The organism is Streptomyces sp. NBC_00370, assembly GCF_036084755.1.
GTDB lineage: Bacteria > Actinomycetota > Actinomycetes > Streptomycetales > Streptomycetaceae > Streptomyces.
On the sequence record NZ_CP107968.1, the window covers coordinates 4532844 to 4549862 of the forward strand.

Consider the following 17019-nt stretch of genomic DNA (forward strand, 5'->3'; position numbering starts at 1 on the left):
TCCACATCCTTAAGGACGCCGCGGGGTGCGGATCCTGTCACGGCGTCGGGAAAAGAAATACCGATCTCAGCGTCGACATACCGATCTCAGCGTCGCAGTGCTTCCGCCGGCTGGATGCGGGATGCCCGCAGCGCCGGATAGAGACCGGCCACCAGGCCGGTGACCAGGCCGATCACCGGGGCGGCCGCGACGGTCGACGGGTGCACCACCGGCGTCCAGTCGCGGGCCGCGGCGACAGCCACCACGGTCACGGTCCCGAGACTGGTTCCTATCAGGCCGCCGAGTGCGCCCAGGGCGGCGGACTCGGCGAGGAACTGCACGGTGATGTGGCGGCCGCGAGCGCCCAGCGCCCGGCGCAGACCGATCTCTCCGGTGCGCTCGAGGACGGCGACCAGCGTGGTGTTCGCGATACCGACCGCGCCGATGACCAGACAGATCGAGGCGAGCAGCAGGAAGAGCTGACTGAGGTCGTTGGTCACGTGGGAGCGCAGCGACTTGGGATCCGGCGGTGGCACGGCCTTGAGGTAACCGGGATGGTCCGGGCGTAGGGCGGTCGGCGCCTCGGCGGCGATCTGCTGGGCGGCGCCGAGGCGGGTGGAGATGAGCATCTTCGCCGGGGTGTCCTGCGGCTCGCCGTACAGCCCGAGCGCGGTGGAGCGCGGGATGACGACCGACGAGAGCAGATCGGCCTTGCGCCGGACGTCGTCGATGATGCCGATGACGGTGAACGGCTGCTCGCCGACGAAGATCGCCGGATGCGTCTCCAGGGTGGTGACGCCGAGTCGCTCGGCCAGGCCGGAGCCGATTACGGCCACGTCAGCGGCGTGCTTCTCGTGGTAGGCATCGAAGATCCTGCCCTGGGACAGGTGCGGTACGGCGGCTTCGAGGACCCCGGGGGAGGCCGCCACCAGGGCGGCGTCCTCGCCGGTCCCGTCGGCCGAACCGCCGCCCAGGGAGGCCCGTACCCGCATGTCGGGGCCGGTGCGCACGGTCCAGAACACCCCGGCGTGCTCCACCCCGGCGAGTCGCCCGATCCGCTGGTCGGCGTTGTGGGGAAAGGCCATCGACGCGTACGGGTCCTGCTCCCGTGCCACGTCCTCGACCGTGACCTCGGTGGCGGTGAGTACGGAGAACCGGGCATCGATCTGCGAGGAGGTGGTGGCGGTCAGGCCGAGGATCGCGACGAAGGTGCCGACACCGAGGACGGTACCCAGCGCGGTCAGGGCGGAACGGGCCGGTCGCTGGAGCAGTCCGGCCAGCGATTCGGCGAGCAGGTCACGCACGCTGAAGGAGGACGGTTCGACGGCCCGGCCCGGCCGTTCGGTGTCGCTCACGCGGTGCTCTCCCGGTCCTCGTGCAGCACGCCGTCGCGGATCGCGACGGTACGGGCGCCGCGGCCGGCGACCAGCGGGTCATGGGTGATGACGACCACCGTCATGCCGTCGGCGTGCAGTTCGTCCAGGAGTTCCAGCACCGCTTCGGCGTTACGGGTGTCGAGGTTGCCGGTCGGCTCGTCGCACAGCAGCAGCGAGGGACGGCACGCCACGGCGCGGGCGATGGCGACGCGCTGGCGTTCACCGCCGGACAGCCGGGTGGGCAGCGCGTTGAGCCGGTGGCCGAGCCCGACCCGTACCAGCGCGTCGCGCGCCCGCGCGGAGCGCTCCGCGCGGGCGACGCCGTTGTACGTCATGCCCAGGACCACGTTCTCCTGCGACGAGCGGTGCGGCAGCAGGTGGAAGGACTGGAAAACGAATCCGATACGGCGTCCGCGCAGCGCGGTGCGGTCCGCGTCCCGCAGGGCGCCGGTGTCGATGCCGTCCAGCAGATAGCTGCCGTCGGTCGGTGCGTCGAGCAGCCCCGCGATGTTCAGGAACGTCGACTTGCCGGACCCGGAGGGGCCGACGACGGACACGAACTCACCGCGGCGGATCATCAGGTCGCACGGTCTGAACGCCGGTACCGGCGGCGGTCCCGGATAGGTGAGGCCCGCCTGCCGGAACTCGATGACCGGAGGCGGTACGCCGGGAGCCCGCGGTACGGCGTCCTGCTGGGTCAGCGTCACGAACCGCTCCCCGCGCCCTTTTTGACGCCGGTGATCACCAGATCGCCCTCCTTGAGGGATGCGCCCGCTTCGGGCGTCACGGCCACGAACCCGTCACCGGAGGTGCCGGGCCGCACCGCGACCCTGCGCTGTCTGCCGCCCTGTTGCCCGTCACCGGCCTCCAGGACGGTGACGACGCTCTTTCCGTCGGCTCCCGACGACAGGGCGGTGACCGGAACAACCAGTGCGGCGCCCGATGTGGAGGCCGCCTCGATGGTCAGCCGTACGTCCTCGCCGGCGGATTTCGACGGCAGTGGCCGGTTCGGGTGGACCACCATCAGATAGCCCTGAGGGACGGAAGCGGGGCTGCCGCCCGTGTCGCTGCCCGCGGTGTCACCCGCGGTGGAACCGTCGGTGCCGCTCTGCCCGGTCGCCTGTTGGCTGTTGTCCTGGGAGTCGGCCACCGAAGTGACCGTGGCGGGCACGGTGAGGCCGGCCGACTCGATGTCGATCTGCACTTTCTGCCCGGATCTGATCAGGCCCTTCTGCTGTTCCTGCAGGTAGCCGTCCACCACCAGTTGACCGGCCGATATCTTCATCGCCGCACCGTCGGCGCCGGAGCCCACCACCGCGGAGACCTGGGTGACCCGGGCGGGGAAGCTGCGGATGAACACCACTTCGCCGGACGGCAGCATCGGCCCGGCCTTCTGCTTGACCTTGCTGAGGGCTTCCCGGGCCGTGGCGAGGTCCTCCGCGGCGCGGTTGACACCCTTCCGCAGCGCACGGGTGTCCGCGCCACCGGACGTGCCGTCGCCGCCGCCCGAACCGGCGGAGCCGGGAACCGTCTTGCCGTCGGCCAGGTCGGCCGCCGAGAGTGTCGCGGAAGCCGAGGGGCTCGGTGCGGCTGTGGACGCCGAGGCAGTCGAGGGCGCTGTGGCCGCCGTCGCTTCGTGCAGGGTGTCCAGCGCGTCCTCGTGGGCGCGTTCCGCTGCCGTCACCGCGCTCTCCGCTGCCGATATCTGGTCGGCCTCGTCGGAGGACGCGGGCAGCGGGTCGTAACCGATGGAGGCGTAGTAGGCGCTGAGGGCGCTCTTGGTACCCGCTCCGAAGTGTCCTGCGCGGTCGTTCCCTGTGCGGTGTCCGAGTGAGGTCAGCGCCTCCTGGAGCTGCTTGACGTCGTCGCCCTCGGTGCCCGGCTTGAGGTCCCGGTACACCGGCACCGAGCCCTTGAGCGCGAACACCGGGCGACCGGACACCTCCATCACGACCTGGCCCGCGGAGACGGTCTGCCCCTGGCGCAACGGCAGTTTGGTGACGACCGGGCGGCCGCCGTCCTCTCCGCCCGCGGTGGCCGGGGTCACGTCGACGGACTGTCCGGCGGTGACCGTGCCCCGCAGGATCACCGAGTCCTTCAGTACCCGGTTCTCGACCGGTGAGGTCAGGATGTCCGGAGAGGGGGCCCGCGCGTCGGCGGCGGCCTGCGCCGGGGATTTGATCAGCAGGGAGGCGCCGACGCCGGCCCCGGCCAGCAGCACCGCCCCGGCGGCGACGAGGGCCACCCAGCGCCGCCGCCTGGCGAGTACGGACGCGTTGTCGTCCTCGGCCGTCGTCATGTCACCGGTCGTCGTCATGTCACTCAGCCGTGACCTGCGCGGCCAGCTTGACGTCGTGCTCGATGTCCTTCTTGACGTCGTCCAGCTGCTGCGCGTTCTTCTCGATGGCCTGCTTCTGGTAGGCGACGTCGACCGCGTTCCAGATGCCCGCCACGTTGTACTTCTCCATGCAGGTGGCACTGGCCGTCGCCACCTGCTTCTCCTCGGCGCTCACGGTCGTGCCCGCCCACTTCGGGTCACCGTCGGCCTTGATCGGCGTCGGGTAGTCGAAGCCCTCCTTCTTCATGCAGCCGGACCACTTGGTGAAGGCCGCCCTGACCCGTTTGTCCTCCGTCGACTTCTGGAAGCTGTTGATGTTGACGTCGACGGCGACCGGGGCGTCCTGGTAGTTGCCCAGCTTCTTCTTCGCCTCGCCGTAGCAGCCGCCCGCGGGGACCTTCTGGCCGTTGTAGTCCTGGCCGCCAGGACCGGACTTGACCGAGGGATCGGTGGTGCCCCTGAGGACACCGAGCTGGGCCGTCGACAGGTTCGACCGGGAGTCGGTCCCCGCGTTCTTCGCCTTGGCCAGGTCGGACGCGGTGTGCTGGCCGGGAACCTGGAACCCGTACTGGGCGGTGACGGCAGGGTCGAGTTTTCCGTACCGGTACTGCGAGATGACGTACTTCGGGCCCTTCAGCTCCGTCGTGGGCTCGTGGAACTGGATGCCGAACCGCTGCATGCAGCGCTCGCGCAAGGTGTTCTCGGCCTTGCCGAGCGCAGCCGACTGCTCGTCGGTGAGGAGGTAGGCCTCGACCGGAACCGGCGTCTCCACCCGGGTGGTGATCTTGGGGATCGACGAGACCTCGGGGGCGGCGTCGGAGCCCGCGGCGTCGGACGCCGCGGGCTCCGACGATGAACCGGAACAACCAGTGGCCAGCGCGGCAGCCAGAACGGTCAGAACGGCTGCGCCCTGGAGGGAGCGGGAGCGGACCTGCTTCACGAGCGGCACTTCCTTGTTGATGAGTGGGCGTCTGGGAGCTGAGCAGGAAGAAGGGCACTCCGCCCGATTCCGGCGAGCGGAGTGCCCGTGCACCGTGCGGAGAATCTCGTCCACGTCCTGAGGACGCTTCGGGGCACGGTTCTTGTCACGCGGTTCTGCGGATGGGCTTGCTCAGTACCAGTCGCCGGACGCGTTGTTGTTCTTCATCGTGGAGTTCAGGTTCGCGAAGCCGCCCTTGCCGATGGCCTGCGAAGCGAAGCTGGAGTTGTAGTTCGAGTTGTAGTAGATGCGGATACCGAGGTCGAAGTCCCAGTTGTCGACGGACGCGGCGTTGTTCTTGACCGGCTGCCCGGCGCCGTTCGCGCCGTTGACGCTGGTGCTGGCGGAGAACTTGAGGCCGGCGTAGTCCGGGATCGCGTAGTACTGCTTGTACAGGGCGCCCTCGTTGTTGGAGTTGTAGTGCAGGCAGGCGTAGTCGACGCTGCAGGAGACGGCCGCACTGGCCGGCGAAGCGAGGACGAGGCTGCCCGCGGTGGTCGCCAGAGCGACCGCGCCGACAGCTGCCAGGTGTTTGAGTCTCATAGAACTCCCTCTCGGTGAGATCGAGTTGGACCTCAGTGGTCCGTCGATGACCCTAGGTCGGGTACGGAGGTTCGACGAGTGAGCTCTTTTGGCTGGCGCAAAACGACCTTGCGCGGACCCGTTCGGAGCGGACGGAAAAGTTCCGTGGATACCCCCAGGTGACCGTCGGCAGGAATGGAACATTCCGGAACAATTCACGGTGCCATGGCTATATTTTTTCACCACAGAACGTGTCATACCGCGTTTATCGACATCGTCGGCGGGAGCGAAGGATGGCGAAATCTGGTGCGTCACATCTCAGTGAATGGGACGAGGCCCTACCGAAACCGGCCGGGACGTCCTGGTCGCAGGACGTGGCCGCCGGTCGCTGGCGCGGGGACCATCTCCGCCGTGCGTGCGGCAAGGGTCGGATCGGCGGTGACTGTGACGACTGCAACCCTCAACGTCGAAGGCCCCCGCTGCAAGAGCTGCGGGGGCCTTCGACGTATTGCCCGGTGAGAGCAGTGGCGGAGGATACGAGATTCGAACTCGTGAGGGGTTGCCCCCAACACGCTTTCCAACTGTTCGTCCTGGGGTTCGCGCGGGTTCGGATACGTCCTGGGCTGGGTTTATGTGCCGTTACCGGTGGTCAACGGACATCGCTGAACGGGGCTGAATGCAACCCAAAATGCAACCCTCCCGTCCAGGCCACTCACCCTTGCAGAGACAGCAGGGGATCCCGTCCGAATGGCGCGGTGCCGGCACGCGGAAGGAGCAGGTGGTGCCTTTGGTAGGAGTCGATGTCGACTCGGAGCTGCCTCCACAGCCTGCAATGAGTCAGTCAGGCGGCGTGTGCGGTGAACGCAACGGATGAGGTGTCGCCGTCGAGTGCGATGTTGAGCGACGCGTCGAGGGCTTTGGTGAGGCGGGCCAGGAGTGGGAGCGTTGGGACCGTGCCGCCTAGTTCGAGTTTCGAGATCTGTGGCTGGGTCATGTTCGCGCGTCGGGCGAGCTCGGTCTGGGAGATACCCAGTTCGGTTCTGCGGTCGTGGACGGCCTGCCCGAGGTCGAAGGCCATGCGGATCTCGGTGCGCATCGCTTCGACGTCAGGTGCTTCCTTGCTGCCCTCCGCAGTGGCACGTTCGCGGGCGAGCTTCCATCGAGAGTGATTCATCAGCCCTCTCCCTTCGTGACATCCCGGCTGAACTCGTCATGGGCTGTGTGGCGCTCGGTCTCGCAGACCTTCATGGCTTGCTTCGCGCGCGCCACCTCGGCATCCTCGCGCATCCGCGTCTTGCGAAACGCGGTGAGCAGCACGATCCGGCGGTTCTGTGCGAGCCAGTACGTCAGCCGAATGGCGTTGCCGTCGTGTCCCAGTGCGAATCGCAGCTCGCGTAGGCCCTCACCCAGGTGGCGGGAGTATGGCTCGCCAAGCGTCGTCGGGGCATCGAGCAGGCGTTCCACGACGTGCTCCGCCTGCAGATAGTCACGATCGGACAGGTTGTCCAGCCACTGCCGGACCTCCGGTTCGATCTCGATGTCCCGCCCTTAGTCGAATGTTGGCAAGGTGGCCGGCGAGAGCCCCTCCTTTGTTGGACATGGATCAAGCCGTCGTTTCTGTGGATCATGTACCGCAGTTCCTGGGGTTCCGCGATGGGACAGGACCGCGTGCTGGCGATCCGGATCCGCCGGGCAGGGTTCGAATGGGCTCTCTCCCACAGTGTGTTGTCCGGGTACGACGGCCGCGTTCATCCGTTCCGGCAGTGGAAACGCGAGATGCGCCGTGGCCCTGTGCGCATCCAGTGATCATGGGATGCGAGCCGGGCGGCGCCGCGCGGATGCGAGCGCGGTACCTGCACGTGCCCGACCACCTCCTGAAGGATGTGGCCCGGAAGATCGGAACGGCGATCCGGGGTGCACCGGGAACGGCCTCTGTGGACAAAGACTCAGGACAACGGAGGTTGAGAGAACGCCGAAGGGCCCCACCGCGACCGGTGGGGCCCTTCGACGTATTGCCCGGTGAGAGCAATGGCGGAGGATACGAGATTCGAACTCGTGAGGGGTTGCCCCCAACACGCTTTCCAAATGTTCGTCTGGGGGTTCTGGGGCGTACGGCAACGTCCTGACCTGCGGTGCAGCTGGTCCGGGTGGGGCTTCTGAACGGTGCTGTGCGCCGGTGAATGCAACCAGAACTGCAACCACGGAAGTGGAGCCGCGTGAGCGTGCCAGCTTCTGCTCGTGGTTCCTGGTCAGCGGGGAATCGCCTTTTTACTCCCCGCTCTGAGACCAGGCAGCGGTGAGCGCGGTGACCGGGTTACTTCCCACTGGCTACTTCTGATCGGACGCGGTTGCGGCCGAGAGCCCTGTTTCGGGCGTCAGGTAGCCGATCCTGGCATCCACGATCCACTCGGCAGCCGTGGGATCGAGTTTCCACGGGCTCTCCAGCAGCGTGGAACGCAGAATATCGCGGTCCTCCACGGAGGGCGGCTCGACGCCCAGTCTCTCCCTGCGCTCCCCGTTAGAACCCCAATGGGGCTCGGTCGCATCGTCAAGGACGCGAATGAAGCGTTCGACGCGGTCGGGCCATGTGGGATGCGCCCACCACTGGGAGCAGGCCAGGGCACCGTGGCAGGCGGTGCGGAGGAGGCCGAATCGGACGCCCTTGTCCTCCATCTGTCCGGTAAAGCCGCTGAGGGCCCGATCCGCGTGGTCCTCGTACTCTTCGAGGTCTTCCCTGGAACGAGCCAACTCGCCGAGAGCCATGCCGGTGGGGAGCCTGCGCTCAGCATTCGTCAGCCATCGGAAGATACGACCGACAAGGACGTCCACATCCTCCACGTCGATCCCTTCCAGCGCGCTGCTGCTCGCCGAAATGATTCCGGACTCGATGCACCAACCCTTCAGACGTCGACGTACGGCATCCGTGGTGTAGCTGTTGATGCGCATCATGTCGCCGTCCGACAGTCGGCCTTCGGCGTGCCAATTCTCGACGCAGCTGTTCCGCCAGGTGCCGTTGGTGATGCCGATCGCCACGAGATCCAACAATGTGGCCAGGTGGCTGGGGTCAACGCCGGCCTTGCTGCGAAGCGTCTCCTCCATGACCTCGTCGGTCATCATGGCCTGCGCTTCTTGAATCATGCGCTGCACCTCAGGGGACATGCCGTCGTCGTTAGCCATGCCAGGCGGCCTCTCGCGCGTTGTCGGGTGTGTGCAGTTGAGGGTAAGGGTGAGCAGTGACAGTGGCCGACTGGCAACGGCACTTTGCGCTTTGCCTAGTTCGGCCGGCGAGCCGTGAACTGCGCGATCTGCTGGGCGCCAAAGACCTGTCCTGTAACTGCTGGTCGCAGGTGAGATGATCTTGTTGTGGCTAGTGTGATCACGGCGTCGGAGTCGTCCTGGATAGTCCCGTTCACCGGGCTGAGCCCCCGGCTGTTCGGGAAGCTGGTAACGGCACTGCGGCGCGAGGGTGTGGACGCGGTCCGCAAGGGCCGGCCGTGGAGCCTACCTCTGGAGGACCGGGCTTTACTGGTCGCGGCCTACTGGCGTACGAACCTGACCATGCGCCAACTGGCCCCGCTGTTCGGGGTCTCCAAGTCGGCCGCAGACCGCATCATCGATCACCTCGGGCCGATGCTCGCTCTCCAGCCCTGCAAGCGATTCGCGAAAGACACCGTGCTCATCGTGGACGGCACCCTCGTGCCCACCCGCGACCACAGCATCGCCGAGCAGTCGAAAAACTACCGGTACTCCACCAAACACCAGGTGGTCATCGACGCCGACACCCGCATCGTCGTAGTGGTCGGCCGGCCTCTGCCCGGCAACCGCAACGACTGCAAGGCGTGGGAGGAGTCCGGCGCGAAGGCCGCCGTCGGCCATACCAAGACGATCGCCGACGGCGGCTATCCGGGCACCGGTCTCGTGATGCCCCACCGACGCCGCGCGGGCGAGGAACTGCCCGACTGGACGCAAGCGCACAACAAGTCCCACAAACAGGTCCGCGCGCGCGTCGAGCATGTTTTCGCTCGCATGAAGAACTGGAAGATCCTCCGCGACTGCCGCCTCAAAGGCGATGGTGTTTACCACGCCATGCTCGGCATCGCCCGGATGCACAACCTCGCCCTCGCCGGATAACCCACCGGGCCGGACAGCGACCCACCCTGCCCTCGGCGACTCAGAGATCATTTACGGGACAGCCCTTAGGTGCAATGTCGGGCCTATGGAGGATCAAACGCTCAGCATCAGGATCGTCTTGCCATGTCGTACTCGCGGTCGATGACGGCCAGGAACTCGTCGATGCTCTGGGGGCGTCTCTCGATCTCCTGCTGTGTTGCTTACTTGACGATGGTTCGCCAAGGCTCCTCCGCCGGCAGGAGGGGGATATTTGCTTGTGGCCACTCCCCAGTGAGAGCCCAGGCAGCTACTCGGCCGAGGCTGTAGATGTCTGTCGCCGGTACAGAGAGGTCATGTGGCCCGGAGGAAAGCTCAGGGGGAGCGAAGCCGGGAGTGCCTAGGTGGGCGCCGGTACGGCCGGCAAAGGTCGTTTGGCCGCGTGGCCGGCGGACGGTGCCCCAGTCGGCCAAGGTCCAACGCCCGTCCAGCAGAAGAATGTTCTGTGGCTTGACGTCGCGATGACGCCAACCGTGACGGTGCGCTTCTGCTAGGGCGGATGCCACCGCCTTGATCATCCTGTGGAGATGCTTCGGCTCCTTCAGGTGGAGGAACTGTTCTTCAGCAGTTGCGTCGGCCAGAGGCATGATGAACCAGTGGTGCTGTGCCTCAAAGTCGAGGACTGGCATGACATGTGGGTGTGCGCTCAGGATGCGGGCGATCTCGATCTCGCGCCCCATCCGGGCACCCGCCTTCGTCCACTGAGATAGTCTCCGCTTGAAAGCAATCTCGATCCCTGACGCTTTGTGCACCCCCCCGGAGCACTTCTGCTTGCCCGCCCCGCTTTGGTACGCGTTCCAGGGAATAGTCCTTCTTCTCGCCCCGTGCGGCCTCGATGACTTCTCGGTAGCGCTCCAGGTTTGGCGTAATTTCTCCTAGCGGACCCACAGCTCGTGCGAGCAGTCGACGGCTGAACCGGTCGACGAATCGTTGCACCGACATGGCTTCCGATGGCTCCTGCAGTCCCGCCTCGGAGTAACAGGTGTAGGCAACCTCGTCATAGAGCTCGTCGTCGAGGAATTGGTTCAGCGCCGCTTCAAGTCTTGGCTGGACAGAGGCACTTCTTCCTTGCTCCCACATGATGAACAGCCCGAGCTGTGGCTGCAGCCCGCCGCTGTGGTCAGAGGTTCGTACCGCGAGGGCCCGTGAGGTCGCCTCGTGGATCCGGTTAGCCAAGTTGTTTGCGGCTGATGGCCCGGACTGTGCGGTGAACTCGATTGCTCCCAGCGGAATTTCATCCTTGATGACGACAATGTCCCACCGTGTATCCCTCAAGCCGAAGGATGCCGGTAGAGAAGCCTCACGCCCCGTCTGAATCCAGGAGCGGTCGATGCCGCGTTCAACGAGTGCATCGATGGTGGAGCTGACGATGGGCTCCATGCGTTGACCTCTACTGGCCCAGCTATCGGAATCAACCCAGTAGTTCCGCACCGCAGCTGTCAACGCCCCTGCCATCTACTCCCCCTTATCGAGTGTCTCCTACCCTGGAGGAGCCTACCTATAGAGTCGTCGCACCAGGGGTGAGCGATCGTCCGGTTCCGATCTATGCAGAGACAGACGAAACGTCCATCAATGCTCCACCTGCCTGCCTATGCCTGTCTGCTCGCCTCCGTGTCATCTGCCCCTACTGCCCGGAACCTGCGTTCGGACAGGCAGTCCCGACGACCGGGGATCGGCCAGCTTCCATGTGTAACCCCCTTGTCTGCGCTTGAGGCGGCGGTGCATCGACGTAGCCTCCGCGTCGGCTGTCAGTGCTACCCCTCAGACTTGGGCCGACTGAGGTTCGTGAGTTCGAGCCTGTGGCGTATACCGAGTGAGGATGGGTGACGTGAAGCCCGAGGCGATTCAGCAAGCGGTCGAGGACTTCTGGTCCAAGCGGGGTGAGCAGAGGGAGAGCCAGGAGGACGGCGGGAGGGCCGGCGGAGAGGCTCGCGCCAATGGACACATCAAGGGCTTCGAGGACGTCGTGAAGGAGGTCTTCCTCGACTGCGGTATCCCTGCGGGAGATATCCGAACGGGAAGGCCCTACCTGCCGGGCTATTACCGTGTCCGCAAGCAATGGGATTTGGTCGTCCTGTACAAGCAAGTCCTCGTAGCTGCCCTTGAGTTCAAGTCGCAGGTCGGTAGCGTCGGGAAGAACTTCAACAATCGCTTTGAGGAGGCGTTGGGTAGCGCCACTGATCTGGGGGCTGCCCAGAAGAAGAACGGGCCATTCGGCGCCGTACCGCCGTGGATTGGTTACGTTTTCGTGCTTGAAGAGACGGAAGAGACCGAGAAGCTGAACAGGCAGTCTCACGCGCTGTTCGAGACCGATCCGGCTTTCAAAGGGATGTCGTACACCCAACGTTACCAGGAAATGATCAGCCGCTTCGTGGGCGAGAACGTCTATGACATCGGGTGGTTCATCACTACCCAGCGGGCGGAGAACGGCAACATCACCTACAAGGAGCCTCTACCGACGGCGACTGCGCGAACCTTGCAGGTGGCCATCGAAGGCCGAGTCAAGCTGGTGAAGGCCATGCTTGGTGAGTGAGTCGTACGCCCCTTTCCTCCAGAGGAGACCTGGAGGAAAGGGGCGTACGCGCGTCTGTTCCGGAGAGCTGTGGACGGCTCTAACCGGGAAGCCCAAGGTCCTTCAGGTAGGTGAGACGGGCGTTTATCGCCGCTGAGAAGTGCCGCCAGTCGAGGCTTTCCACCAGCTCGATGGGCTTGGGGTTCTCGGCCGAGGACGTGACGTAGCACGCGGCGTCGTAGAGCTGTTCGGCCATGAGGCGCTCGCAGAAGATCCCGAACCGATCCTGGTATGAGGTGCCGTGCCAGATCTCGTCGGAGGGCAGGGCGCCCTTCGCGGTCTTGACCGGCCTCCGGGAGCCTTCGCCGTCCTGCATTATGAAGAAGTAGCCGAGCCAGGGCTTCTCCTTCGGGTACAGCTCGGCGAGGGCTGCGCGGCGGAGGTCCACAGCGCTGCCGAGTGCTTCCTCTACCCGGTTGTTGTAGTTGTTGCCGAACGACGGCCCTCCGAGCGCCTTCATCTCGAAGGCTGCGACGAGTACGCCCTGGTGAACGACTACGAGGTCCCACTGTTTCTGCGGCCGGTAGTAGCCGGGCAGCTCCAGGCCCTGGGACTTGCTGACGCGGATGCTCTCGGGCGGGAAGCCTGCATCCAGGAAGAACTTCGCCAAGAGGGTCGCGATCACATCGAAGTGCTTGCCGCCGCGTACCGATCCGGCTGTGCCGGCGCCAACCGCGGCTTTGATCGCGGACTGCTCGTTCTGGAGCTGTTTCGCACCCCAGTAGGCCGCAATGGCGTCTTCGAAGTCTTGGCGGGTGACCGTCAAGATCCGTTCCTCCCTAGTCAGGCAGCTCGGCGAGTCCGTAGACGCGAAGCGCGGCCTCCGTGGCGGCCTTCACGTCGCGCTTGTCGAAAGCCTCTGCAAGGGCAACCCGGTCGCTCTCGCTGATCGCTGCGGGGTCGGGCACGCGGATCTTGCGGAGGTACTGCGCCTGGAACCGGAGAGTCCCCCCTCGCATCTTGACCGCGTACGCCTCCACGAACGCTTCCGCGACCTTGGAGAGCAGCAGACCACCGAGTACGCGCATGTCCCAGACGTCCGAGACGATGAAGTACAGGTTGTGGTGAGGGTACAGCTCACCTTCGTCGAGAACCGGATGGATCGTCAGCTTCATGTCCGGAAACAGCAGCTTGGGGCGCCCTGCCAGACGGTGATCGACCTTGTCGATGGTCTTGTACCAGCGTTGGGGCTGCTTGACCGCGATGTAGCGCTTACGCAGGGCGGCACCGTGCTCTTCGAAGTACTTGAAGAGCCGGGGGTGTGCGGTGAGGTTTACGAGGTCGCCGTCGGTAGTCCATGGGTTGACCAAATAGGTGCCGTGCCAGTTCAGCGTCCCGCTGGTGGTGTCACGGACCATAGCCATCGGCAATAGCCGGTCACGTTCGACGAGGCTGTCGTCGTCCGTGAGGAAGACCTTGTCGGCGCCGGTGGCAATGCCGATGCCGACGCGCGTTCCGGTCTTGCCGTCCTCCAGCAGCCGAAAACGTTCGGTCAGTTCCTCCAGGGTCGCCAGCCTGGCTGGGGACGCTGCCGGCCACGAGTCCTCGTCCGGGAACCAGTGCGGCATGCGCGCGGCCTGGAAGGCGGCGGTAGTGATCGACTCCGACGTGCCCTTCGTGTACCAGTCGGCGAAGTCGTGGGCCTGAGTGCTTCCGAACGCGCGCGTGGTGTCTGCTGCCACTGCCTCACCTTGGGCACGGTTTGAGATGATCGTGATTGCCGGATAGGCCGAAACTTGATCATCGAAGGCGTCCACGTCGTGCATGACGAGCGCCAGATCCATGCTGAAGCGACGCTTCACCAACTGCCGGAGCTGACGGCCGTACTGGTTCCGCATCCAGCGGTCCGCGCAGATGAAGCCCAGCTGACCTCCGGGCTTGAGACTCTGCAGCGCGGTCTCGTAGAAGCCGATGTAAATGTCAGCTCGGCCGCCCATCGTGGGACAGGCGCTGCGATAGGCGGCCATCCGATGGTCGGGGACATGTTCAAGACGAATGTACGGAGGGTTGCCCACCACGTAGTCGGCACGGTGATCGGCGTCGGACTGCAGTAGGTAGTCGCCTTCTTCGACCCACGCTGCTGCCATTTGCTGGGCTTCCTCAGCTTGCCATCCCTCGTCTACCAACTGCTTTTCGACGACGGCACGGCTTTGTTTCACGTTGCGCTCCAGTAGGTCTAGAGCACGAACCGCTGCGAGTGCGTCTCCGAGGGGCCGATTGTGAGTGCGGCAGGAGGCGCTGATCCGCGATGCCACAGCCGTCAGAAAGGCTCCCGATCCGCACGCTGGCTCCACGAGCTTCACGTCGCAGAGATCCTTGTCGGCCGTGTAGCCGAGGGCGTCGAGGATCAGGTCGACCACCCAGCGTCGGGTGAAGACCTCGCCGTGCTCCACGGCGTCCGCGGGAAGAGCAGGGAGACCGTGCAGATCGGTGTCAGGGAACAGAGGAGTGGCCACGTCTCGACACTACTAGGGAGGATCTCGGCCACGAGAGTTATCCACAGGTCGGCGGGGTGCTTGGGACCTAGGCTTGCGAGCCACCCACGGCCTGATCCCACCGTTGCAGGTGGGCCATGCGGACTCCGACCGTCAAACGCGGAGTCCGCACTTTGCGAAGCGTGCCCGCAACCCTCCGAACTTCGAGGTCCGGCGCCCTTGGGTTTGAGCCTCTTATGCCTCTACGGTGAATGCTGCTTCGTATCCGTCTCCGATCTTGATGTCCTCATAAACGACGGTCTGACACAGCCGGTTCCATCGGTTGCCCAGTAGAACAGCAAGTCCCATCGGGCAGGCGAGGAAGAGGTGCATGCGCTGAACTCGGCGAGTGGAGCGGCGGAGATGATCCCGGATGCCCACTGCCAAGGCGTTGGCGGCGGTGCTGCCGGAGACGGAGCCGTCGTTCGCTTTACCGCTCGGCGGGGCGAAGACGATGAGCTTACCGACCGGGAGGTCCTGCTCGCGCAGGTACTCCAGGACATCCCTGGTGATCTCCGTCGCGACCGCGATGGCGACAGCGATCTCTTGGCCTTGGCCAATCTCGTACTCAGCGACTTCCGGGACCAAGGCGGTCTCGAACGGGTCGTTGGTGGACCAGAGCTCGCTGCCGGCCCTACCCCGCTGCAGCGCTGCGAGGTCGGTCCCGGTGACCATGCGGAAGGTGGTACCAACCAGGAAGGCTGGCGCTAGACGGATGCTGCCCGTGACAGAGACGGCGGTCGTACCGGCGGGGAGGCGTCCGGGCGCGGCCTCAATGTCCGCCTGCAGCTGGGCCCAGGTATTCGGCGACAAGGGCCGACGCTTGGTGTATTCGGAGTCGCTTTCGAAGCGGTCGACCCAATCAATTGCGTGGTCGGCGTCCGGGGCCATCGGGTCTGGCTTAAGGGTGGCGATCGACAGGACGGCCCGAGCGGGGCCGGCCTTCAGGCCCAACTCGGCGACGGCGCTCTCGACCATTGCCAGCGTGAGCTCGCGCTGGCCGTCGCGGACCATCTTGGCGACCCATCCGGCTCCCGCCTCCAACGCCCGCTGGTCGTTGTGTAGACCCGTGACGGCCATTAACAGCTGCAGATGTTGCTGGTACTTGACCATGTTCACCGACAGGTCGAAGTGCAGAACCGACAGTAGGTCGAGGAGCTCGGCCTCGGTCAGACCTGCTTCCTCGGCCCACCGGGCACGGGCCTTGCCGCGATCCGACTTGTCTCCGCCGATACCTGCCTTCGGCATCAGGAGCCCGGTGCGGGCGTCGCAGACCTTCACCAGATCATCAGCGGGGTCGGCCGCCCTGTTGGTGACCAAGTGCAGTTCGACGCTGCCGCCGTCTGCGGTCAACTGCTTCCACGTCCTGGCGATCTTCTTGAGGATCGACGGGCCGCCGCTGTTGCTGGGCTTGGTCAGATATCCCGCGTTGACCGGCGTGGTGCTGTCGACCGCGTACTTGACCTGCTTGTAGGTGTTCGGTGGAACGTCGCGCAGCAGGACGACGTCGTCGAGGTTGCCCGCGCCGTCGAGCTCGACGCCGACAGCGCGGACGGGATTGTGCGAGCGGGCGGCGTTCTCGCGCAAGAGGGTCAGGCAGGCTTCCCAGGCGACGAGCCATTGGTAGTAGTCGCCAGTGGTACGGACACTGGTGGGACCGGGGGCGGGGAGGTGGGCCATCAGCGCTCCTCGGTGAAGACGGGGGTGGGCTCAAGGTTCTCGGCAAGGACGAGGAGGTCCTCGTCCATGACGGGGCGGTCGGGGAAGGCTCGGAAGACCGCTGCCGGGACAAGGCGCTGGGTGAGGTCGGAGAAGGTGTAGCCGGGGCGGCCCTCGGTAGGGCCGGTGAGCTCGACGACCTTGCGGACGGTCTCCGGCCGGATGCCGAGTCCGTCGAGTGCTTGGGTGAGGACCGCGTGGCGCTGCTCGTCGCCGGGGCGGGTGAAGGTGAATGTGGCCGCGGCGCGGCGCATGACGGCCGGGTCGAGGGCGCCGACCCGGTTGGTGCACAGCACGACGACGACTGGGAGCGCGGCGCCGGCCAAGCCGTCGATGCCGGCCAAGAACGCGTCGACGCCGGCCCGATCCTCATGGTGCATCTGTTGGGCCTCGCGGGACTGCACCAGGGCGTCGGCCTCATCGACGACAAGAATCTGCACCGGGCGTGCTCGCTCAGCGCCCGACGCGCGCTTGCCTACCGTGTGCATGTGGGTAAAGGCGTCTCCAATGAGGGAGGTCATCTCGCCGACCAGGCCGCTACCGCGGGTGGCGAGCTTGAGCCGGTACAGGTACACCGGCAGATCGAGCCAGTCGGCGAGGTCACAGCCGAAAGATTCGGCCAGTGCGGACTTGCCGGAGCCGACGTCGCCGGCGAAAACGAACAGCGGCGCCCTATCTGTGAACAGGGCAAGAGCGGCGACGTTGCCGCCGTGGTACTGAGCGGCCCAGGACCGGAGTCGGCGCGGGTCCGCGAGGAGCGCGGCTTCTTTGCGTAGGCGCAGCTTCGTCTCGTCCAGGCCGACCAGACGGTCGTAGCGGGCGCGTCGAGTGGGCTCGGGCAACTCGATGACGGGGTGGAACAGGTCGTCCTGGCTGGTCACGTGCTCGTTCCT

Annotated in this window: 17 protein-coding genes and 1 pseudogene; 4 read left to right on the forward strand and 14 right to left on the reverse strand. The window is 65.7% G+C overall.

Features of this window, described 5'->3' with window-relative positions:
* Positions 1 to 86 precede the first annotated feature (86 nt).
* The 7 genes from OHS57_RS20180 to OHS57_RS20210 all read right to left on the reverse strand — a co-directional run bounded on the left by OHS57_RS20180 (position 87) and on the right by OHS57_RS20210 (position 6733).
* Positions 87 to 1334, reverse strand: coding sequence for an ABC transporter permease (locus OHS57_RS20180; RefSeq protein ID WP_328582903.1), 1248 nt, complete (start codon positions 1332 to 1334; stop codon positions 87 to 89).
* Entirely contained in the window at positions 1331 to 2062 is a 732-nt protein-coding gene (locus tag OHS57_RS20185) for an ABC transporter ATP-binding protein (RefSeq protein ID WP_328582904.1), read from the reverse strand. The genes OHS57_RS20180 and OHS57_RS20185 overlap by 4 nt, the downstream gene beginning before the upstream one ends.
* Entirely contained in the window at positions 2059 to 3672 is a 1614-nt protein-coding gene (locus OHS57_RS20190) for a peptidoglycan-binding domain-containing protein (RefSeq protein ID WP_328582905.1), read from the reverse strand. The genes OHS57_RS20185 and OHS57_RS20190 overlap by 4 nt, the downstream gene beginning before the upstream one ends.
* Before the next feature lies 1 nt (position 3673).
* A complete protein-coding gene (locus OHS57_RS20195) occupies positions 3674 to 4633 on the reverse strand; it encodes a hypothetical protein (protein WP_328582906.1) in 960 nt (319 codons plus the stop codon).
* Positions 4634 to 4804: 171 nt separating this feature from the next.
* The gene (locus OHS57_RS20200) at positions 4805 to 5215 is read right to left on the reverse strand and encodes a hypothetical protein (protein ID WP_041986936.1); all 411 of its coding nucleotides are present in this window, start codon (positions 5213 to 5215) and stop codon (positions 4805 to 4807) included.
* 820 nt (positions 5216 to 6035) lie between these two features.
* Complete coding sequence (locus tag OHS57_RS20205) at positions 6036 to 6368, reverse strand: helix-turn-helix domain-containing protein (protein ID WP_328582907.1); 333 nt, start codon at positions 6366 to 6368, stop codon at positions 6036 to 6038.
* Positions 6368 to 6733 carry a type II toxin-antitoxin system RelE/ParE family toxin gene (locus OHS57_RS20210; protein WP_328585116.1) on the reverse strand — a complete coding sequence of 122 codons (366 nt, stop codon included), beginning with the start codon at positions 6731 to 6733 and terminating at the stop codon, positions 6368 to 6370. The genes OHS57_RS20205 and OHS57_RS20210 overlap by 1 nt, the downstream gene beginning before the upstream one ends.
* A gap of 114 nt (positions 6734 to 6847) precedes the next feature.
* On the opposite strand from OHS57_RS20210, the gene OHS57_RS20215 reads away from it, so the two are divergent.
* The gene (locus OHS57_RS20215; RefSeq protein WP_328582908.1) at positions 6848 to 7000 is read left to right on the forward strand and encodes a DUF4291 family protein; all 153 of its coding nucleotides are present in this window, start codon (positions 6848 to 6850) and stop codon (positions 6998 to 7000) included.
* Positions 7000 to 7159, forward strand: a pseudogene (locus OHS57_RS20220) (site-specific integrase); the annotation flags it as partial. The gene OHS57_RS20215 and the pseudogene OHS57_RS20220, both read left to right, overlap by 1 nt.
* 363 nt (positions 7160 to 7522) lie before the next feature.
* On the opposite strand, the gene OHS57_RS20225 reads toward OHS57_RS20220, so the two are convergent.
* Positions 7523 to 8371 carry a hypothetical protein gene (locus OHS57_RS20225; protein WP_328582909.1) on the reverse strand — a complete coding sequence of 283 codons (849 nt, stop codon included), beginning with the start codon at positions 8369 to 8371 and terminating at the stop codon, positions 7523 to 7525.
* A 186-nt stretch (positions 8372 to 8557) separates the two neighbouring features.
* Here OHS57_RS20225 and OHS57_RS20230 point away from each other — a divergent pair, with 186 nt between their 5' ends.
* Complete coding sequence (locus tag OHS57_RS20230; RefSeq protein WP_328582910.1) at positions 8558 to 9325, forward strand: transposase; 768 nt, start codon at positions 8558 to 8560, stop codon at positions 9323 to 9325.
* 200 nt (positions 9326 to 9525) lie between these two features.
* Here the strand turns inward: OHS57_RS20230 and OHS57_RS37795 are convergent, their stop codons facing one another.
* Together OHS57_RS37795 and OHS57_RS20235 are read right to left on the reverse strand one after the other, a co-directional pair.
* Positions 9526 to 10089 carry a protein kinase domain-containing protein gene (locus OHS57_RS37795; protein WP_443043083.1) on the reverse strand — a complete coding sequence of 188 codons (564 nt, stop codon included), beginning with the start codon at positions 10087 to 10089 and terminating at the stop codon, positions 9526 to 9528.
* Positions 9971 to 10741 (reverse strand): PaeR7I family type II restriction endonuclease, encoded by a 771-nt coding sequence (locus OHS57_RS20235; protein ID WP_328582911.1) that lies wholly within the window; start codon positions 10739 to 10741, stop codon positions 9971 to 9973. Before OHS57_RS20235 ends, OHS57_RS37795 begins: the two co-directional genes overlap by 119 nt.
* Positions 10742 to 11180: 439 nt before the next feature.
* On the opposite strand from OHS57_RS20235, the gene OHS57_RS20240 reads away from it, so the two are divergent.
* Positions 11181 to 11894, forward strand: a complete 714-nt coding sequence (locus OHS57_RS20240) for a PaeR7I family type II restriction endonuclease (protein WP_328582912.1) — start codon at positions 11181 to 11183, stop codon at positions 11892 to 11894.
* Positions 11895 to 11973: 79 nt separating this feature from the next.
* Here OHS57_RS20240 and OHS57_RS20245 read toward each other — a convergent pair whose 3' ends face one another.
* The 4 genes from OHS57_RS20245 to OHS57_RS20260 all read right to left on the reverse strand — a co-directional run bounded on the left by OHS57_RS20245 (position 11974) and on the right by OHS57_RS20260 (position 17007).
* Positions 11974 to 12699 (reverse strand): PaeR7I family type II restriction endonuclease, encoded by a 726-nt coding sequence (locus tag OHS57_RS20245; RefSeq protein ID WP_328582913.1) that lies wholly within the window; start codon positions 12697 to 12699, stop codon positions 11974 to 11976.
* Positions 12700 to 12712: 13 nt separating this feature from the next.
* Positions 12713 to 14389, reverse strand: a complete 1677-nt coding sequence (locus tag OHS57_RS20250; protein ID WP_328582914.1) for an Eco57I restriction-modification methylase domain-containing protein — start codon at positions 14387 to 14389, stop codon at positions 12713 to 12715.
* A gap of 213 nt (positions 14390 to 14602) precedes the next feature.
* The gene (locus OHS57_RS20255) at positions 14603 to 16087 is read right to left on the reverse strand and encodes an SAVED domain-containing protein (protein ID WP_328582915.1); all 1485 of its coding nucleotides are present in this window, start codon (positions 16085 to 16087) and stop codon (positions 14603 to 14605) included.
* Positions 16087 to 17007: an AAA family ATPase gene (locus OHS57_RS20260; RefSeq protein ID WP_328582916.1), complete on the reverse strand. Its 921-nt coding sequence runs from the start codon at positions 17005 to 17007 to the stop codon at positions 16087 to 16089. The genes OHS57_RS20255 and OHS57_RS20260 overlap by 1 nt, the downstream gene beginning before the upstream one ends.
* Positions 17008 to 17019: the final 12 nt, after the last annotated feature.